Below are 17,192 nucleotides of genomic sequence, written 5' to 3'. Positions count from 1 at the left end.
CAAAAATGAATTTTCAATCGCTTCGTTTTCTTCGCAGTCGCCTAAAACTCCCTTTGTTATGAACTGCTTCCTTGCCTGTTTCCTACTTTTTGGGGTCAGTCTTCTACCCCAAACCAGCCATGCCCAAGTCCCTGTATCGCCCGCTGCTACGACCTTATCGGCGCGGTTTCCTGCACCTACGGGGTTTCAACGAACTGCCGCTGAGGCCACGTCGTTTGAGACATTTTTGCGGCAGCTACCGCTCAAACCTTGGGGAAGTAAGGTACTCTATTTTGACGGTCGTCCCAAAAACACCCCCGACGTCTATGTTTCGGTCGTGGCTTTAGGCATTGGGAAAAAAGACCTTCATCAATGCGCCGATGCCGTCATGCGGTTGCGGGCGGAGTATTTGTTTCAGCAAAAGCAGTTTGACAAAATTCATTTTAATTTTTTGGCCGACGGCAAGCCCCGTTATTTCAACACCTACGCCAAAGGCGACTATTCGTATCCAAAGTTTTGGAAGTACATGGAGTACATTTTTGCATCGGCCAACACTCGTTCTTTGCACGACGAGTTACAGCCTATCTCCATGCAAAACCTGAAAATTGGCGACGTTTTTATTCAAAAAGGTGTACCTTTCGGTCATGCGGTGATGGTGGTTGACATGCTTCAAAATCCCAAGACGGGGCAAAAATTGTTTTTGTTGGCCCAAAGCTACATGCCCGCCCAAGAAACTCAGATTTTGAAAAACCCCAACAACCCTGCCCTTAGCCCGTGGTACGAACTTAAAAACGAGACGTTGGAAACCCCCGAATGGACCTTTGAACCCAGTGATGTACGACGTTTTAAGGAAAACTAACTAGCCAAAACAATGTCATTTTTCAAGCCTTTTCTTATTGTTTTTTCTGTCCTACTCAGCCTCACTAGCCGTGCTCAGTCGGAATACCTGCGGGCTTACCCTGACCACATTGTGCGGGCTACCTCCCGAGGCATTGTGTGGAAAGACTCTACCCTCATGCCTTTTGATGACGGACAAAAAAAGACCTTTGCCGAGCTTCTCCAAAACGCCGACTTGGAAGACCAATTGGTGCAGAAATATTCCAAAAAACGCCAAGAAAAAGCCCCCCAACTCAACCACGACCCAGGAAGGTTTCGGTACGAGCCTTTTTTCAGAAAAATGTACGGAAACACCGAAGCCGAAGTCCGCAAAAACCTCGTTGAAATTGTGTGGCTTCCCAAGACCCTGAAAAAGAAATTATTGGTATCAAAAATCAACAACGTTCACCAACATTTTCAAGCCGTTTCGGACGAATTAGAACGTCATCCCGAATTGCTCAAGTACGTCGATAATCCTGCGGGTACGTTTGTGTGGCGACTTATCAGCGGCACCAACCGCCTCAGTATGCACAGCTACGGTGTAGCCATCGACATCAACCTCAATTTATCGCATTATTGGCAGTGGGATTGTCGTTGTAAAGACGAAAATGTACCACTCTCCTACCGTAATAAAATAGCCGCTCAAGTAGTAGAAATCTTTGAAAAACACGGCTTTATTTGGGGAGGAAAGTGGTATCACTACGACACCATGCACTTCGAGTATCGTCCTGAGTTGCTTTTTTAGTCGATATACTACTCTAATCCTCTTTCTCCAGCTCAAAAATGGCTTCGACGGGTTTGTCAAAGTAGCGGGCAATCTTTAGTGCCAACACGACCGACGGCACATACTTCGACGCCTCCAGCGCATTGATGGTTTGGCGCGAAACACCTACGGCTTCGGCCAAATCGGCCTGCGTCATGCGTTTTATAGCTCGTTCTACGTGAATCGTATTTTTCATGCGGCAGCCCTCCTTTCTTCAAAAAACGGTTTTACGTAAACAATCCAGTGAAAACGTGCCAGAAAGACCAACGGTGCCGTAAGCATATTCCACGATAGTACAGCATAAAACGACAAACTATACGAAAACCAAACTGACAATAAAAAGCCGCCTAAATGCGCATAAAAGGCCCAAAGTAAAGATTCAAGCCGAGTTTTCATAATCCATTCATCATCGGTACGTTCACGCGAAAAGGCTACAAAAAAGAAACTAATGGCTGTAAGTGTCATCAAAATTTCTCCCGCAAGGTCATTGGAGGTTTCATCAAAAAGGGCGGCTAAAGCTCCCTTTTCGGGGACTTGTACCAAAGTCCAACGGGAAAGAATGTGTTCGCCATCAAAAAAACTGACGCTGGGAGCTACTTCCAACAACGCTAGCACCGTAAGCACCAAACAAGGTACAAACAACAACCAACCGATTCTCTTAAAGCGATTGGGCAAAAGTAATTTGGTATCCATAGCTGTTAATAGGTTTTTGTTTGAAAAATTGATTTTCGATTCAAATGTAAAGTTTGTTTTACATTTAAGCAAATATTTTTTACACAAAGTCAAAAATAAAAGCGCATCGTAGTTTGTACGATGCGCTTTTATTACCTTCCCGAAAGTTTTTTTCTTTTACCTTCCCGAAAGTTTTAAACTTTCGGGAAGGTGGGAAAAAATTATTCTCCTCCTGCTTCGCCCGCGGCTCCTGGGTAGGTTACTTTGGCGATTTCCATGTCAATTGTAAAACGGCCAATGCCTTCTTCACCAATCACATCAAACAATTCAACTTGGCGGCGAGCAATGTATTCTTCTTCGATTTGTTCTTTCACAAACCACTGCAAGAAGTTTTCAGTCGCGTAATCGTCGAGGCGGCGGCTGATGCCTACCAAGCGGTTGATGGCCTGCGAAACCATAATTTCTTGCTCCAACGCCGTTTCAAATACCGAACGGAACGAAGGATATTCTTGCGGAATTCCAACCACATCGGGGGTGATGGCCGTTCCGCCCATATCGCAGATAAATTTAAAGATTTTGAGCATGTGACCACGTTCTTCGTCGGCTTGCGCAAAGAAGAAATCGCCACTGTTAGAATAACCGTTGCGATCACACCACGCAGCCATGGCCAAATATTTTGCCGAAGATTCGGCTTCCATTTTTACTTGTGCATTCAAAGCAATTTCTAAATCTTCTTTCAACGAAGTTCGCATACGAACGGTGTCTTTCATAGTTATATTAGTTTGAAATGGGAAGTTTCCATTATTTTTATCAACAATACTACACCCTTTGACGCAAAAATGTTCTATTTCAACCGTGCTTCCCTAAAATTTGGAATGAGTCTGAATTTGAGAAACCTACGATTTGCAGGAGAGTGAAGGTAAGTAATCTCATTTTCGCCTTTTTAATTGCATAACAATCTTCAAACCTAGTCATTTACCATTTTAAACAACGATACAAGTGAGATTCAACACGTGGATAGCAGCATTACTTTTGGCGTTGTCTATCAAAACATACGCTCAGACCAATAAGGCCTCCTCCTCAACGGATTTTAACACCGCCAAACCTTGGACTTACTGGTGGTGGATGGGAAGTACCGTCACCGAAAGCGACATTACGTGGCAGCTCGAAAACTTCGCCAAAGCAGGTCTGGGAGGGGTTCACATCATTCCTATTTATGGCGTCAAAGGACTTGAAAAACAAGCGATTCCTTATTTAAGTCCGCGCTGGATGGAGGTTCTTGCCCATACGGTTCGGGAAGGAAAACGCCTCGGATTAGGCGTGGACATGACCACAGGAACGGGCTGGCCTTTTGGCGGCCCGAACGTATCACCCGAGTTTGCGGCCAAAAAATGGCAGGTTGTCAACGGCGAAATTCAAAGCGCACTCACCAAGCAGGCCGTCAAGCGCGCGGCGCCTGGCGGTGAAGGACTGGTACTTGACCCGTTTTCGGCCAAAGCCATCCCGCATTATGTGCAACGTTTTGACTCGGCGTTTGCCAATTTCAAAGACCGTCCTCGCGCTATGTACAACGACTCTTACGAGGTTTATGGCGCCAACTGGACGGATGATTTTCTGAATGAATTTCAAAAACGACGCGGATACGACCTTAAAAGTCAATGGGCGGCCTTCACCGACACCACCACGGCCTTGGTCAAAATCGACTATCACCAGACGCTTTCGGAATTGTTGTTGGAAAATTATGCCAAAAAATGGACCGATTGGTCGCACAAGCAAGGCTTCATCACGCGCTACCAAGCCCACGGTTCGCCAGGCAACTTGCTCGATTTATACGAAGCCTCCGACATTCCCGAAACCGAGTCTTTTGGCACAAGTCGCTTGCCAATCAAAGGCTTACGCATCGATGACCAATACGAGGTGGACCGTTTTGGCACGCCCAATGCACTTGCCATGAAGTTTGCAAGCTCGGCCGCCCACCTTGCTTCCAAAAAATGGGTAAGTTCCGAAAGTACCACTTGGTTGGCCAATCACTTTAAAGTTTCACTTTCGCAAATCAAGCCGCAGTTGGACGAACTATTTGTATCAGGCATCAACCATTTGTTTTACCACGGCACTACGTACACGCCCCAAAGCGAGGCGTTTCCAGGCTGGTTGTTTTATGCTTCCACCAACTACGGCGTTCATTCCCACTTTTGGAAACATTATCCGTTGTTGAACAAATACGTAGAACGTTGTCAAACGATTTTGCAAAACAGTCAAGCCGACAACGACCTGCTCGTTTATTTTCCAGCACACGACTTGTGGGCAACCAAAGCCCGTGCCAGCGGAGGAATCCATTTATTGGAAGTTCACCACGTGGACAAGTGGTTGTTAAAACTTCCATTTGGAAAGCTCTCTAACTGGCTCTGGGACAACGGCTTTTCATTTGATTTCATTTCCGACGAGCAGTTGCAACGTTTTGCGTCGTTAGCCACAAAAAAATACAAAACGATTTTGGTTCCTGCCACCACCTTCTTACCCGAAGCGACCCTTTCGCGCCTCGCAGCGTTGTCAAAAGCAGGCGTTAAGGTCATTTTTATGGAACATTTACCCAGCCTCCCGACGGGTTTTGCCCGACAAGCTGAGCGGGCGGCGTCTTTCCAAAAACTCCTCCAAACGTGGACAGGGCAACAGTCTCACTTTCCAAGTCTTGGAGACTTGGAAGGTATCCTAGCTAACCAGAAAATTCGCCAAGAAACGTGGGCAAAAAATGGCCTGCGGTACATTTGTAAAATACAAAACGGCAAAGTTGTTTACTTTATCGCCAACCAAAATCAGCTTTTCAGCGAAGGTTGGATTACGCTCGCTACTTCTGCTAAAAGAGTGTATATGTACCAGCCGTTGACCGACAAAACAATGGAATTACCCGTCAGAACGGAACAAGGAAAAACACAGGTTCACCTCTCTCTCCTTTCGGGTGAGTCGTGTTTTTTGAAGCTGGACTCAAACGTTGGAAAGGTTTTGAACCTTTCCAACGTTCCGTCATCGCCATCTCAAACTTTCACCCTGAAAGGCAATGGAAAACTCGAATTTATTGAAGGAAAGCCCTACTTGCCCACTCCAAAAACAGTTTCTAGCTTTGGCTCTTGGACAACGCTATCCGATTCAGCTAGTTATTTTTCGGGGACAGCGCGGTATTCGTTTACTTTCGACGCCCCTGCGGGCATCGAAAAAGCCAGTAAAGTCGTGTTAGATTTGGGCGATGTCCGTGAAGTGGCCGACGTGACGCTCAATGGTCAAAAAATCGGTACGGCGTGGAGCTTACCTTTCCGTATCGAACTGCCCGGTGGAAGTTTGAAAGCGCAACAAAATACCCTCGAAATTGAAGTAACCAACCTCTCGGCCAACTACATGCGCCTCCGCGACACGCAGCAGCCCGACTGGAAAAAGTTTCAAGAAATCAACATGGTGGATATTCAATACAAGCCTTTCAACGCCTCGAAATGGCAAGCTATGCCGTCGGGATTGTTGAGTGAGGTAAAAATCGAGTATTGGGAGAAAAAATAATTTTACTTTTTCTGCAACGCTACCTCTCTAACCAACGTACAGGTAAGCAAGAAGATGATTAGATAGATAATCGTATTCGTTTTTATGGCTGTTAGAGAGAGAAAATCGCCGTTGGTCCTACCGACGGCGATTTTTTGTTTTAGCTCTCCCTCAATCTCTATTCAGCCCGTAGCGATTTTACGGGATTCATCAACGCAGCTTTGATGGCTTGAAAGCTGACCGTTAGCAATGTAACAGCCAAAGCCCCTACGCCTGCCAAGGCAAAAATCCACCACGATAGTTCGGTGCGGTACGTATATTTTTGGAGCCAGTTATTAAGGTAATAATAGGCAATAGGGCTAGCGATGAAAAATGCAATAACTACCAATACCACAAATTCTTTAGAAAGTAGTCCCCAAACACTGACCACCGAAGCACCTAATACTTTGCGTACGCCAATCTCTTTGGTACGCTGCTCGGCCACAAAAGAAGAAAGCCCAAACAAACCTAAGCAAGAAATAAGAACGGCAAGTACAGCAAAGAAAGACGCTAACTTTCCTAAACGTTGCTCTTGACCGAACTTGACGGCATATTCTTCGTCGGCAAATTTGTAAGAAAATGGCACTGATGGGGCGTATCGCTTATAAACTGCCTGAATTGCAGCCAATGCTTTGGAAGTACTTGCAGTAGGGCTAATTTTTATATTCAGATAGTCAAAACCTCTGTTTCTCATATAAAAAATAGTTTGTTTAATCGGCTGATAAGGCGATGCCATCAGCATGTCTTTAATTACCCCCACTACCACATGATCTCGGTTTGCAAATCGTACGGTTTCTCCAATTGGGTTTTTAAGCCCCATGTATTTTACCGCAGTCTCATTCAAAATCACGGCGGAAGAATCTGTAGCGAACTCACGCGAGAAATCCCTTCCTTCTTTCAATTGCCAGCCCACTGTTTTGCCGTACTCATGCGTTATGCGAATATTGGCGAAATCATCTTTCATGGCGGGGTCTTTTCCTTTCCATTGCAAACCACTCATGTTATTATTTACCCCCGTGACAGGGCTAGAAGATTCTGACACTTCGGAGACTATACCTGATTTGAGTAAGTCGGCTCTCACCGCTGCAAAATGAGAATGAAGGTCGTCAGTGGACATTTCAATCATAATAAGTCCGTTTTGTTCGTACCCTATCTGGCGGTTGGCAGCAAACTGGATTTGTTTGAAAATCAGAACAGTACCGATAATTAAGCTAACAGATACTGTAAATTGAACAACTACCAACGCTTTTCTGGGCATGGAGGCAAAACGCCCCACCTGAAAAGTTCCTTTGAGAACATTGATGGGCTGAAAAGCAGAGAGATAAAGCGCTGGGTAAAAACCCGCCACAGCAGCAGTAAAGAGGCTAAAGCCAATTCCCAATAACCAAAAAACAGGATTTGACCACAATAGAGTCATTTTTTTACCAGCGACTTCATTAAATACGGGCAAAATAAGCGCCACTAATAATAGAGATACGGTAAAAGCCAACAAAACAACAGATGATGATTCTGCAAAAAACTGGCCTATCAATTGGCTACGAACCGAGCCGATTGCTTTGCGAATGCCCACTTCTTTGGCTCGTTTTTCGGAGCGTGCAGTACTCAGATTTATAAAATTGATACAGGCCAACAGCAACACAAACACGCCGATAATACCAAAAAGCCATACAAATTCGATGCGCCCTCCTGTATTTTTGCCATTCTTAAATTCTGAATACAAATGCCATTGGCTCATCGGTTGCAGAAAAAGTTCAGGCTTATAAGATGCGGCTTCTTTATCGACTTTTTTCAGTTTGACGTTTCTAATCTTTGTCGAGACTTTTTCCATATCGACATTGTCCGCTATTTGAGCGTACGCCATTGTAAAATCGTCGTTCCATTCTTTTTGCTCCTTGACCCAAGGATTCTGAATTTTATAAAGCTCCCAAGGCAGAAAGAAAGATACTTTCCCGAAGGTGGTATTGTTAGGTAAATCCTCATAGACACCAGTAACTTTTACGTCATCTTTGTTATCTACTTTCATTATTTTATCCAAAGGATCAGCATCTCCAAAATAGACTTTAGCCAGCGATTCCGAGATTAAAATAGAATAGGGTTCCGTCAAACCTGCCCGTGACCCTTTAATCATTTTCAGCGATAGCATTTCGGTAATCTGCGAATCACAATAGTTGCCTAATTTGGCGAAGGTCTTTTCTCCTGTCGTTAAAATATGGGTATCCGTGAAAGATGACTGCACCACATACCTAAAGTCAGGACCATAGCTGTCCCGAAGCTCTTGTGCAACCAACGGTGGAACAGTGGTACCCGTCTTTTTTTCTCCATCGTAGGTTTTGTGTTGCATTATTTGTGCAATGCGGCCATAGTTTTGATGATATTTGTTGTATGACAACTCATCGTAAATCCAAAGACCAATCAGTATCGCTACCGCCATACCCGCAGCCAGACCAAAGATATTAATGAAGGAATACACCTTATTGTTAGTAAGGTTTCGGAAGGTGATTTTAAAATAATTGCGTATCATAGCTGGATTAGGAAAAAAGGGTTGAGGATATTGTTTCGGTTGTCTTTTAAAGAAAAAGGGCGTCAGGTAATGCAGCACCGCCCACGTGTATTCCCACTTGGCACGGACAATGCCCACCTGCTCGACTCGCTTTTGAAAGATTTCGTACAAGTCGCCCTGCAAATCTTCACGTAGATGCGGAGCTACAAACCAGTCCAACAAACGAGCTGACCAACGTGGCGGCTCAAAAGAATCATTGAGGCGGTTTTGAGGTTCAAATTTTTCTTTTTGGGTAGCCATAAAAAACTGTAAACTGATTTATTGACCAATCAACTGTAATTTTCCCTGCGGAATGGCTTTCCAAAGCTGGTCGCGCAGCACTTGAATTTCCTGTAAGGCTCGGCTTCCTAAGGCCGTTACGGTAAAAAATCGTTTACGGCGGCCTCCGCGTTCGGCCGTAGCACCGCCCATTTGGGAACTCAAAAACCCTTTTTCTTCCAGTCGATACAGCGTGGCGTGTACCGCACTGATGGTAATATTTCGCCCCGTTTGTTGCTGCAACTGCTCCCAAATAACGACCCCGTAGGCATCTTCAGAACAGCCCGCAACGACGAGCAAAACGATTTCTTCAAACTCACCTAGAAAAGTTCTTTTCATTGAAATTGGGATTCAGGATGATTAGTTATAATAATGCAAATCAAATCCTGTGCCAGTACAGGAAACGGCCTAATTTGGCCTTTTGAAGCCTATAAAGAAGAATGAAGATGTCCAAAAACGGACAATGGCTGTACTATTGTGGACAAGTAAAAAGCACGTTTTTAGCGCTGCCACAGTTGGGGCCACCGTCTTTACCAACGCCTGGCACACGTACTTCCAACGCGGCCTGTGGCGTAGTTTCCAACTGCTGAATAAGCTCCCACGTAATACTTTTCAGAGGGATTTTTAGCCGACGGCTCCACAGGGTATCGAGTTGCCCCGCCGCACGGCCAATGTCGATATAGACAAAACGTTCTTTGGGCGGGCCTTGGGTCATCGCCCCTAAAAAAACGGGTGAACCATCCGCCGAAAGCTTCACGCGCACCGATGCTTCAAACATCAGGTCATCGCCTGTTGATTTTTGCTTTTGGAGCGTGACGTAGTTGTGCCCACTCCCTTCCTGAATCCCGAAATCGGTAGCAGGCGTTGGTTTTTCTAAAATAATCCGAAGTTTAATTTCTCGTTCCATGGCTTGGGGTGATTTGGTTAAGTAAAAGTACATAATCGTGGCCAATTCGCCTTTTCACAAGTTTAGTAACTTTTCTCTTACTTACCGCGTCTTAAAAACAGCCATCTTTGTGGAGGCTTTGGGAATTGAACGAGTCTATACAGGCAAATAGCAATTTTTATTAACCCCGCATTTTTATATATTGTACTTTTGCGAAAATTCTCAAACATATAGATGAGTATAACAACGTTAAAATACACATTTTCTGGCCATGAATCCTTTCAATGCCGATACCTTTGGCTTAAAAAAGGGTATGATTTCATAAAAAATGGAGGCTCTTTTACAAAAGAAGATGCCGTAGTGGAGTTAGGAGTCGGCAAAAATATGGTAGGTTCTATTAGGTATTGGATGAAAGCTTTTGACCTACTGGACTCTAATGATAAACTTACGCAGTTAGGTATAAAATTACTTGATGATGAAGGCTACGACCCCTATTTGGAAAATATAGCCAGCCTTTGGCTTCTGCATTTTCATTTAGTTACGAAAGGCCATGCAAGCATCTATTCACTGATTTTTAATGAGTTACGAAGAGAGAAAATTGAATTTACAAAAGATAGTTTTCTGGGCTTTATCAAACGGTTATCCGAACAAACTGGCACTGCTATAAATCCAAACACCGTTGAAACAGACTTTGGTGTGTTTCAAAAGATGTATCTTCGTTCTGAATCCAAAGACTTAGACGAAAGTTTTGCAGGTATTTTGACAGAAATAGACCTTTTAAGGCATAAAATCGTTTACACTGAAATAATTGAAAATAATAAGAAAAAAGAAAACAAACAGGAGTTTTACGTTATTGAAAATACAGAGCGTACTACACTTCCAAGTGCGATAGTACTCTACGGTATTCTGCAACAAAGCGGGACAGATATTTCTTTGAACTTCAACAGTCTTGAACAAGACCCTAATCAAGTAGGAACTGTTTTTGCTTTAAACCGAACAGGGCTGTTGACCAAAATAGAGGAAATTGTTTCTGAAAATTCCAATGTGGTGTTTAGCGACCAAGCTGGAATTAGAGAGCTACAATTTAAAAACGATTCTAAACCTGACCCTTTCCAAATCTTAGACGAATACTATGGCCACTAAATATTCAACCTCGGTTAATATCATTCGTGATGCCAACCGCGATTTATTTTATCTGCCTACTCCCAATGCGCTTCAACTGGCAAACCAATTAGGAAATGATTTCAAGAAGGGACTACGCTCATTTAATATTATCGGCAGCTACGGCACGGGAAAATCTTCCTTTCTTTGGGCATTTGAACAAAGCCTTAGCGGTAAGAAGCCTTACTTTAAGCTAAATTGGCTGGCGGAACCGAATGTATCTTTCATCAATTTTGTAGGTGAGTACAAATCCATTACTGAGGTATTTGCCAGTCATTTTGGAGTGAATGACAGTAAGTACCAAACCCAGCATATTTTATCGGAAATTTTCAATCGTTACCATGATTTAGGAGACAAAAACCCACTTTTAGTATTGGTAGTTGACGAATTTGGGAAATTTCTAGAATATGCCTCACAGCATGAGCCCGAACGCGAGCTGTATTTCATTCAACAACTAACGGAGTTTGTCAACAATTCCGACCATAATATTTGTCTTCTCACGACTGTTCATCAAAACTTTGATGCTTACGCTTTTTCACTCAACCAAACCCAACGCCAAGAGTGGTCTAAAGTAAAAGGGCGTTTTAGAGAAATTACCTTTAATGAGCCCGTTGAACAACTCCTTTATTTAGCAGCTGAACATTTGAACAGCAATCCAAGCAAGGAAGAACAAGGTCGCATCGAAAAAGCCCTCAAAATAGCTCAGTTGACCAAAGCGTTTAAAACCGAGCAGGCTTTTGCGGAGAAAATTGCCTTCAAGTTGTTTCCTTTGGACTTATTGGCAGCTAATGCATTGACATTGAGCTTGCAAAAATATGGGCAAAATGAACGCTCCTTATTTTCTTTTTTAGAATCTACTGACCACACTGGTTTGGAGCGTTTTACGGCATCAGCAAGCAATCCTTTTTATAACATTGCCAATGTTTATGATTATTTAATTTTTAACTTCTATTCTTTTCTCAATTCCAAAAACAATCCTGACTTAATGATTTGGTCAGGAATAAGAGCCTCTTTAGAAAATGTAGAAAGGTTGTTTGATGAAAAGTTAGGCAGTTATGAAAAATTGGTAAAAACAATTGGGCTTTTGTCATTGACAACACCAAAAGGTTCTGTCATTGACAAAAATTTTTTGGTGAATTACGCCCATAACTGTTTAGGAATTGAGAATGCTGGCTCGTTGATTGATGACCTTGAGAGAAGGAAAATCATCATTTATCGCAAGTTTAGTACTCGGTATATCCTATTTGAAGGGACTGACCTTGATATTCAACTGGCATTAAATGAGGCGAGTAATGAAGTAAGCGAAATCAATGACGTTGCCAACTCGTTGGCAAAATACCTGGACTTATCTCCTGTGATGGCAAAAATGTATGCTTTACGTAATGGCACGCCTCGCATGTTTGAGTACAGAATTTCAGAAAATCCCATAGAAATAACCCCAATGGATGAAACCGACGGGTTTATTAATTTGATTTTTAACGACCAATTACCGCTTGATACGGTAAAGGACATATCGGCTAGTCAGAAGGAAGCAATCATTTATGGGTATTATCAAAACGCCCGCAAGATAAAAGACCAATTATTTGAGATTGAGAAAACTAATAAAGTCTTGGTTGATAATGCCGAAGATAAGGTGGCCGTGAGGGAGTTGGAAAGTGTGTTGTATCATCACAAAAAACTCTTAAACAACTACTTAACAGCAAGAACTTTCAGCGGAGAAGTGGTATGGGTTTTTGAGGGCAAAGAGATTCAAATCAAAAATGAAACGGATTTCAACAAATATCTTTCACAGATTTGTGTGAAAGTCTATCCCGATACGCCTTCATTTAGAAATGAATTGGTCAATAAGCACCGTCTTTCAAGTTCTATTATCACGGCTAAAAAAGAATACATTAAAAGGCTTGTTGATAGTTGGCACTTACCTGAGTTGGGTTTTGATGCAGACCGATTCCCTCCTGAGAAAACAATTTACATTACTTTACTCAAGGAAAACGGGGTACAGCTCTATACTGAATCGGTCGATTTTTCTGATGAAATAGCCTCAGATTCTTCTTTTAGACCACTTTGGGATACCTGCATTGCCTTCTTAGAAAAATCAAAAAAATCGAAACGCCGCCTTTCAGAGTTGATAGACGAATTAAATCGCCGTCCCTTCAAACTAAAACAAGGTCTAATCGATTTTTGGATTCCTACGTTTTTATTTCTCAAACGGAATGATTTTGCGCTTTTCAGTGATGAATCTGGGTATGTTCCTGTTTTAACACCCGATGTCTTCGAAATGATTGGCAAAGTGCCTCATAAATACGAAATCAAAGCATTTGATTTGGAAGGGGTGCGTTTAGACTTATTTAACAGCTACCGTGGATTAATGAACCTAAGTACAAGATTACGGTTTGATAATCAAGCATTTATTGAAACTATTAAACCTCTACTCGTATTTTACAATAAGCTGCCAGAGTATTCAAAAACCACCAAGCGTCTCAACCGCGAAACAATAGCGATTCGGGAAGCTATAGCTAAATCTAAAGACCCAGAAAAAACCTTTTTTGAGGATTTTCCTACGGCGTTAGGCTATTCAATAGATACGCTTCAACGTTCGGCAGACAGTTTGGCAAACTACGCAGACCGCCTCCAAGAAGCCATTCGTGAACTAAGAACAAGCCATGATGAGTTGATTAGCCGATTTGAAAATGTGATTTTGGTAGATTGCATAGGCAAAGACCTTTCGTTTAGTGCATATCAAATAGCTTTACAGAAAAGGTTTAAAAGCCTTAAAAAGCATTTGCTATTAACTTCTCAAAAAACATTCATTCAACGCATTGATTCGGACTTAGACGACCGAAAAGCGTGGTTGAATGGCGTTGCTCAATCATTAGTTGGCCGTGGATTTGATAAATTCAAAGACGAAGATGAGCTGCTACTCCATGACCGTTTTCGTCAAATGATTTTAGAGTTAGATAGTCTTACCAATCTTTCAAGTGTTGATGTCAATACCGAGCAGGAAGAAGCAGTAGGCTTTGAGTTTTCTTCTTTTGCCGAGGGGATTCAGAAAAATTTGGTACGCTTACCTAAAACTAAGTTAGAAAAAGCAACTATCTTGGAAAACGACATCAGACGAACGCTTTCCGATGATAAATCGTTGAATATTGTAGCATTGACCAACATTTTGAAAGAGTTATTAGCACCATGAGCCAAGTTAGACACGTGTTAGGTATTTCGGGAGGAAAAGATAGTGCAGCTCTTGCGCTCTATATGAACCAGTTGTATCCTGAGTTGGATATTGAGTATTATACAAGTGACACGGGTAAAGAGCTAGAAGAAACGTATGCCTTGATAGAACGTTTAAACGACCTTCTCAAAAAACCCATAAAAACATTACAAGCTGCTGACGGAAGCGACCACGCCCCTTTTGATCACTTTTTGACACGCTACGGCGGCTACTTGCCATCAGCAAATTCGCGGTGGTGTACCAAAAAACTCAAACTTGACCCTTTTGAGAAGTTTGTAGGAGACACGCCCGTTATTTCATACGTGGGCATACGCGGAGATGAAGACCGCGAAGGATATATTTCTAAAAAATCGAACATTCAGTCCATTTTTCCGTTTCGACAGAATATTTGGAGCGAGGATGTAATTGCTAAAGCATTGGCTAATGGCAATTTATCCATCATGCTTGACTTCTATCAACAACTACCCTCTCAGCATCAATCAACTAGGTTTGAAGAACTTTTGAACCAACCACTTTCCCCTACCTTCAGCCGTCCACAAAAACTCAAGCTATTGCTTGATACTGACACAAAGGCATTTAATAAAATTGTCTTTGCCTATCTTAAAACAACCGACTATCCATTAGCAAAAGTTGATTACTTTCCATTAGTAGAAAACGATGAGATTTTGGTTTTAAATGATATTTTTCGTTTGTTAGAGGATAGCGGGGTGGGTGTTCCTGCCTATTACAAGAAGATAGAATTTGAAGTAAACGGCAAAAAAGGGGAATACGCCCGTTCTCGCTCAGGTTGCTATTTTTGTTTCTTCCAACAAAAAATCGAGTGGATTTGGCTCTATGAACAGCACCCCGATAAGTTTGCTTTGGCGCAGGCTTACGAAAAAGACGGCTATACTTGGAATGAAGACGAAACACTTGAGGAGTTAATAGCACCTGAGCGTATGCAACAAATCAAGGAAGATGCCATTAAACGCGCCGAACGCACCGCTAAAAAGACGCGTTCTCATTACTTAGTTGATATTTTAAACGATGCTGAAAGCGAAGGCTGTGCGGCCTGTTTTATTTAAAAAATACTTTTCTATGGCTTTTGATATTAATTTTCAGGAAAAAGCGACAGTTCAGTTTCATATAAGAAGATTCCTACTTTATCCTTCCTTTTGGGAAAATACAGTTAATCATGTTCCTATACCACTAATTTGGAACTTATGTAGGTTTGAAGCATCGAACCATGGCACTATTCCGCGTGAGAAAGGGATATATTGTTTTGTAGTGAAACCCAATGTCCCACATTTCTTTGAAACATCTTATTTATTCTACGTAGGGAAAACAAATAGAACGTTATATGACCGTTATAAAGAATATTTAAATGACCAGAGTGGTAAAGGGAAGCCGCGCTCTAAGGTATATGAGATGCTTAAAGTTTATAGAGATCATATTTATTTTTACTATGCAGAGATTCCCGCTCAACAAAATGTGGATAATTGTGAAGAAAGGCTTTTGAATATATTCTTTCCTCCCATAAATACCCTCATTCCAATTGCTAAAATCAAACCTGAACTTCAAAATATTTATGAATAAGAGCCATTTTCAGCCATCACCACCATTATCATTACCTACACTTAGAGGTAAAATAGGCGATTGGCTTTATTATGTAACATTGATGCCATTCATTCAAGTTGCTCAAAGAGTAAGATTGCCAGAAGAAATTGATGCTTATAATGAAGAAACTAAATTGGGAGATTGGATACAAAGAGAACTTGATGAAAATAGGACAAGGCAAATCGTAAATTACTTAAATGAACAACCGCAACGATTTTTCAACAGCTTAATATTAGGTATATATGGTGGCAAACCTGCTTGGCAGGAGCTTGATGTTAGCACAGTTTCACAGTCTAATGCCAATCTAACGGAAGAAACACTTGATTACTTAGGGAGGACATTCGGAATTCTAACATTAAGTGGAGAAGAACGAATTTTTGCTATTGATGGTCAACATAGAGCAATGGGGATTAGAAAAACAGTTGAAGAAGGCGAAGATTTAAATGAGGAAGAGGTTCCGATTATTTTTGTTGCCCATGGTACTCAAGACATAGGAAAAGTTAGAACTCGGCGACTTTTTTCAACCTTAAATAGGTATGCTAAGCCTGTTAATAAAACTGAACAAATAGCACTTAGTGAAGATGACAATTCCGCTATTCTTGCAAGAATGGTAGTAGAAAAGTATAGTAGATTTTTTGGCAAAATTTTATGGAATAAAACGAGAGTAATTAGTCCAAATAATACTACTGAATTTTCTAATATTTGGGTTCTTTATGATGGGATACAGACACTATTAACTAATAAAACAGTTTTTGGTATAAATGTGAATGGTTTTAATACTTTTAGGTTTAGTAATCAAAGAATTTCTGACAGCGAGTTAGAAAAACAATATGGTATACTAATAGACTTATTTGAGAAACTAATTAACGAAATCCCTTCATTAAACATTTTTTTTGAAACTGGATATGTAAATAGACAAGAACGAAGCGCAAGTCTATTATTTAGACCAATAGGACAAAATATTTTATTTGCTGTTTTGAAAGTTGCAAGAGAAAGAAATATGGAAAATGAAGCTTTTCAATTCTTTATTAGAGACAATTTTAATCTTGCAAACTCAATTTGGGAGCAAATATTTTGGGATAGCGAAACAGGGACACTGAGTACAGAAAAAGCAAAACAACGTTACGCTTTTCTATTAATATTGGAGGCAATAGGTATACAGGTTAATAGAACAGCAAAAGATTTAGAGGTTTATAATAACTTTAATATAAGCCCAAGTCAATTACTTAATTAATTTTTGCCTAATCTTAAATTAAGCATTATTCTCACATTCATATCAAAGTGCATCATAGCAAATTCATCACGGTAGTATTCAAGGTCAAAGTCCTCAAAGCTACATTCAGTAACGTCTTTTAAGAACCACATTCCATCGGCATCATAAAATGCAATGGTTTCGAGCCAGCGGTAAAGTACTTTGAGGTATTCGCTTTCCCAATATTCGTTATCATCAAAATCGCTGCCAAATTCATATTTTAACACACGCTCTATCACTTCTTTAGCTGCCTGTAACACAGCCGAATCATAGAGACTGAGGCTATAAGAAGGTTTTCGACCTTCCAAAACGTCGTTCAATAAATCAGCCGCTTTCTTAGCTTTTTCCTCGGTAAAGTCAGGGTAAGGGTTAAGGATTTGACTGTAAAGCATAAAG

15 protein-coding genes are annotated in these 17,192 nt (G+C 41.5%); 8 read left to right on the top strand and 7 right to left on the bottom strand.

Features of this window, described 5'->3' with window-relative positions; translation table 11 throughout:
- Window positions 1-58: 58 nt before the first annotated feature.
- Both DTQ70_RS26615 and DTQ70_RS26610 read left to right on the top strand, forming a co-directional pair.
- Window positions 59-838: a DUF4846 domain-containing protein gene (locus tag DTQ70_RS26615; protein ID WP_122933614.1), complete on the top strand. Its 780-nt coding sequence runs from the start codon at window positions 59-61 to the stop codon at window positions 836-838.
- Between the two features lie 12 nt (window positions 839-850).
- On the top strand, window positions 851-1,600 hold the full coding sequence (locus tag DTQ70_RS26610) for a M15 family metallopeptidase (protein ID WP_122933613.1): 750 nt from the start codon (window positions 851-853) through the stop codon (window positions 1,598-1,600).
- Window positions 1,601-1,613: 13 nt separating this feature from the next.
- Here the strand turns inward: DTQ70_RS26610 and DTQ70_RS26605 are convergent, their stop codons facing one another.
- The 3 genes from DTQ70_RS26605 to DTQ70_RS26595 all read right to left on the bottom strand — a co-directional run bounded on the left by DTQ70_RS26605 (window position 1,614) and on the right by DTQ70_RS26595 (window position 3,060).
- Window positions 1,614-1,814 carry a helix-turn-helix transcriptional regulator gene (locus DTQ70_RS26605; protein ID WP_122933612.1) on the bottom strand — a complete coding sequence of 67 codons (201 nt, stop codon included), beginning with the start codon at window positions 1,812-1,814 and terminating at the stop codon, window positions 1,614-1,616.
- Window positions 1,811-2,311, bottom strand: coding sequence for a hypothetical protein (locus DTQ70_RS26600; RefSeq protein ID WP_164490221.1), 501 nt, complete (start codon window positions 2,309-2,311; stop codon window positions 1,811-1,813). The genes DTQ70_RS26605 and DTQ70_RS26600 overlap by 4 nt, the downstream gene beginning before the upstream one ends.
- A gap of 200 nt (window positions 2,312-2,511) precedes the next feature.
- Window positions 2,512-3,060: a ferritin gene (locus DTQ70_RS26595; protein ID WP_122933610.1), complete on the bottom strand. Its 549-nt coding sequence runs from the start codon at window positions 3,058-3,060 to the stop codon at window positions 2,512-2,514.
- A gap of 355 nt (window positions 3,061-3,415) precedes the next feature.
- Here DTQ70_RS26595 and DTQ70_RS26590 point away from each other — a divergent pair, with 355 nt between their 5' ends.
- Complete coding sequence (locus DTQ70_RS26590) at window positions 3,416-5,836, top strand: glycosyl hydrolase (protein ID WP_229600164.1); 2,421 nt, start codon at window positions 3,416-3,418, stop codon at window positions 5,834-5,836.
- 157 nt (window positions 5,837-5,993) lie between these two features.
- On the opposite strand, the gene DTQ70_RS26585 is transcribed toward DTQ70_RS26590, so the two are convergent.
- The 3 genes from DTQ70_RS26585 to DTQ70_RS26575 all read right to left on the bottom strand — a co-directional run bounded on the left by DTQ70_RS26585 (window position 5,994) and on the right by DTQ70_RS26575 (window position 9,579).
- Window positions 5,994-8,654: an ABC transporter permease gene (locus tag DTQ70_RS26585; protein ID WP_164490220.1), complete on the bottom strand. Its 2,661-nt coding sequence runs from the start codon at window positions 8,652-8,654 to the stop codon at window positions 5,994-5,996.
- 18 nt (window positions 8,655-8,672) lie between these two features.
- Window positions 8,673-9,011: a PadR family transcriptional regulator gene (locus tag DTQ70_RS26580; protein ID WP_122933608.1), complete on the bottom strand. Its 339-nt coding sequence runs from the start codon at window positions 9,009-9,011 to the stop codon at window positions 8,673-8,675.
- 133 nt (window positions 9,012-9,144) lie between these two features.
- Window positions 9,145-9,579: a DUF5990 family protein gene (locus DTQ70_RS26575; protein WP_122934572.1), complete on the bottom strand. Its 435-nt coding sequence runs from the start codon at window positions 9,577-9,579 to the stop codon at window positions 9,145-9,147.
- 213 nt (window positions 9,580-9,792) lie between these two features.
- On the opposite strand from DTQ70_RS26575, the gene DTQ70_RS26570 reads away from it, so the two are divergent.
- From DTQ70_RS26570 to DTQ70_RS26550, 5 genes are read left to right on the top strand one after another with little or no spacing between them, the layout of a single operon-like run.
- Window positions 9,793-10,701, top strand: coding sequence for a DUF4007 family protein (locus DTQ70_RS26570; RefSeq protein ID WP_122933607.1), 909 nt, complete (start codon window positions 9,793-9,795; stop codon window positions 10,699-10,701).
- A complete protein-coding gene (locus DTQ70_RS26565) occupies window positions 10,691-13,909 on the top strand; it encodes a hypothetical protein (protein WP_122933606.1) in 3,219 nt (1,072 codons plus the stop codon). The genes DTQ70_RS26570 and DTQ70_RS26565 overlap by 11 nt, the downstream gene beginning before the upstream one ends.
- Window positions 13,906-15,012 (top strand): phosphoadenosine phosphosulfate reductase family protein, encoded by a 1,107-nt coding sequence (locus tag DTQ70_RS26560; protein WP_122933605.1) that lies wholly within the window; start codon window positions 13,906-13,908, stop codon window positions 15,010-15,012. The genes DTQ70_RS26565 and DTQ70_RS26560 overlap by 4 nt, the downstream gene beginning before the upstream one ends.
- Window positions 14,975-15,523 (top strand): GIY-YIG nuclease family protein, encoded by a 549-nt coding sequence (locus DTQ70_RS26555; RefSeq protein WP_122933604.1) that lies wholly within the window; start codon window positions 14,975-14,977, stop codon window positions 15,521-15,523. The genes DTQ70_RS26560 and DTQ70_RS26555 overlap by 38 nt, the downstream gene beginning before the upstream one ends.
- A complete protein-coding gene (locus DTQ70_RS26550; protein WP_122933603.1) occupies window positions 15,516-16,778 on the top strand; it encodes a DGQHR domain-containing protein in 1,263 nt (420 codons plus the stop codon). Before DTQ70_RS26555 ends, DTQ70_RS26550 begins: the two co-directional genes overlap by 8 nt.
- Here the strand turns inward: DTQ70_RS26550 and DTQ70_RS26545 are convergent.
- Entirely contained in the window at window positions 16,775-17,188 is a 414-nt protein-coding gene (locus tag DTQ70_RS26545) for a hypothetical protein (RefSeq protein WP_122933602.1), read from the bottom strand. The two genes, DTQ70_RS26550 and DTQ70_RS26545, sit on opposite strands and share 4 nt — an antisense overlap.
- Window positions 17,189-17,192 lie beyond the last annotated feature (4 nt).

This window comes from Runella sp. SP2 (assembly GCF_003711225.1).
Lineage (GTDB): Bacteria > Bacteroidota > Bacteroidia > Cytophagales > Spirosomataceae > Runella.
The sequence above is the reverse complement of the archived record's forward strand: the minus strand, read 5'-3'. Positions and strand labels throughout refer to the sequence as shown.

What these genes read in the sequence shown, in the direction of transcription:
- DTQ70_RS26580 (WP_122933608.1), bottom strand. Translation starts at nt 9,011, where the DNA reads ATGAAAAGAACTTTTCTAGGTGAGTTTGAAGAAATCGTTTTGCTCGTC.
- DTQ70_RS26565 (WP_122933606.1), top strand. Translation starts at nt 10,691, where the DNA reads ATGGCCACTAAATATTCAACCTCGGTTAATATCATTCGTGATGCCAAC.
- DTQ70_RS26595 (WP_122933610.1), bottom strand. Translation starts at nt 3,060, where the DNA reads ATGAAAGACACCGTTCGTATGCGAACTTCGTTGAAAGAAGATTTAGAA.
- DTQ70_RS26610 (WP_122933613.1), top strand. Translation starts at nt 851, where the DNA reads ATGTCATTTTTCAAGCCTTTTCTTATTGTTTTTTCTGTCCTACTCAGC.
- DTQ70_RS26560 (WP_122933605.1), top strand. Translation starts at nt 13,906, where the DNA reads ATGAGCCAAGTTAGACACGTGTTAGGTATTTCGGGAGGAAAAGATAGT.
- DTQ70_RS26575 (WP_122934572.1), bottom strand. Translation starts at nt 9,579, where the DNA reads ATGGAACGAGAAATTAAACTTCGGATTATTTTAGAAAAACCAACGCCT.
- DTQ70_RS26570 (WP_122933607.1), top strand. Translation starts at nt 9,793, where the DNA reads ATGAGTATAACAACGTTAAAATACACATTTTCTGGCCATGAATCCTTT.
- DTQ70_RS26585 (WP_164490220.1), bottom strand. Translation starts at nt 8,654, where the DNA reads ATGGCTACCCAAAAAGAAAAATTTGAACCTCAAAACCGCCTCAATGAT.
- DTQ70_RS26615 (WP_122933614.1), top strand. Translation starts at nt 59, where the DNA reads ATGAACTGCTTCCTTGCCTGTTTCCTACTTTTTGGGGTCAGTCTTCTA.
- DTQ70_RS26590 (WP_229600164.1), top strand. Translation starts at nt 3,416, where the DNA reads ATGGGAAGTACCGTCACCGAAAGCGACATTACGTGGCAGCTCGAAAAC.
- DTQ70_RS26605 (WP_122933612.1), bottom strand. Translation starts at nt 1,814, where the DNA reads ATGAAAAATACGATTCACGTAGAACGAGCTATAAAACGCATGACGCAG.
- DTQ70_RS26545 (WP_122933602.1), bottom strand. Translation starts at nt 17,188, where the DNA reads ATGCTTTACAGTCAAATCCTTAACCCTTACCCTGACTTTACCGAGGAA.
- DTQ70_RS26555 (WP_122933604.1), top strand. Translation starts at nt 14,975, where the DNA reads ATGCTGAAAGCGAAGGCTGTGCGGCCTGTTTTATTTAAAAAATACTTT.
- DTQ70_RS26550 (WP_122933603.1), top strand. Translation starts at nt 15,516, where the DNA reads ATGAATAAGAGCCATTTTCAGCCATCACCACCATTATCATTACCTACA.
- DTQ70_RS26600 (WP_164490221.1), bottom strand. Translation starts at nt 2,311, where the DNA reads ATGGATACCAAATTACTTTTGCCCAATCGCTTTAAGAGAATCGGTTGG.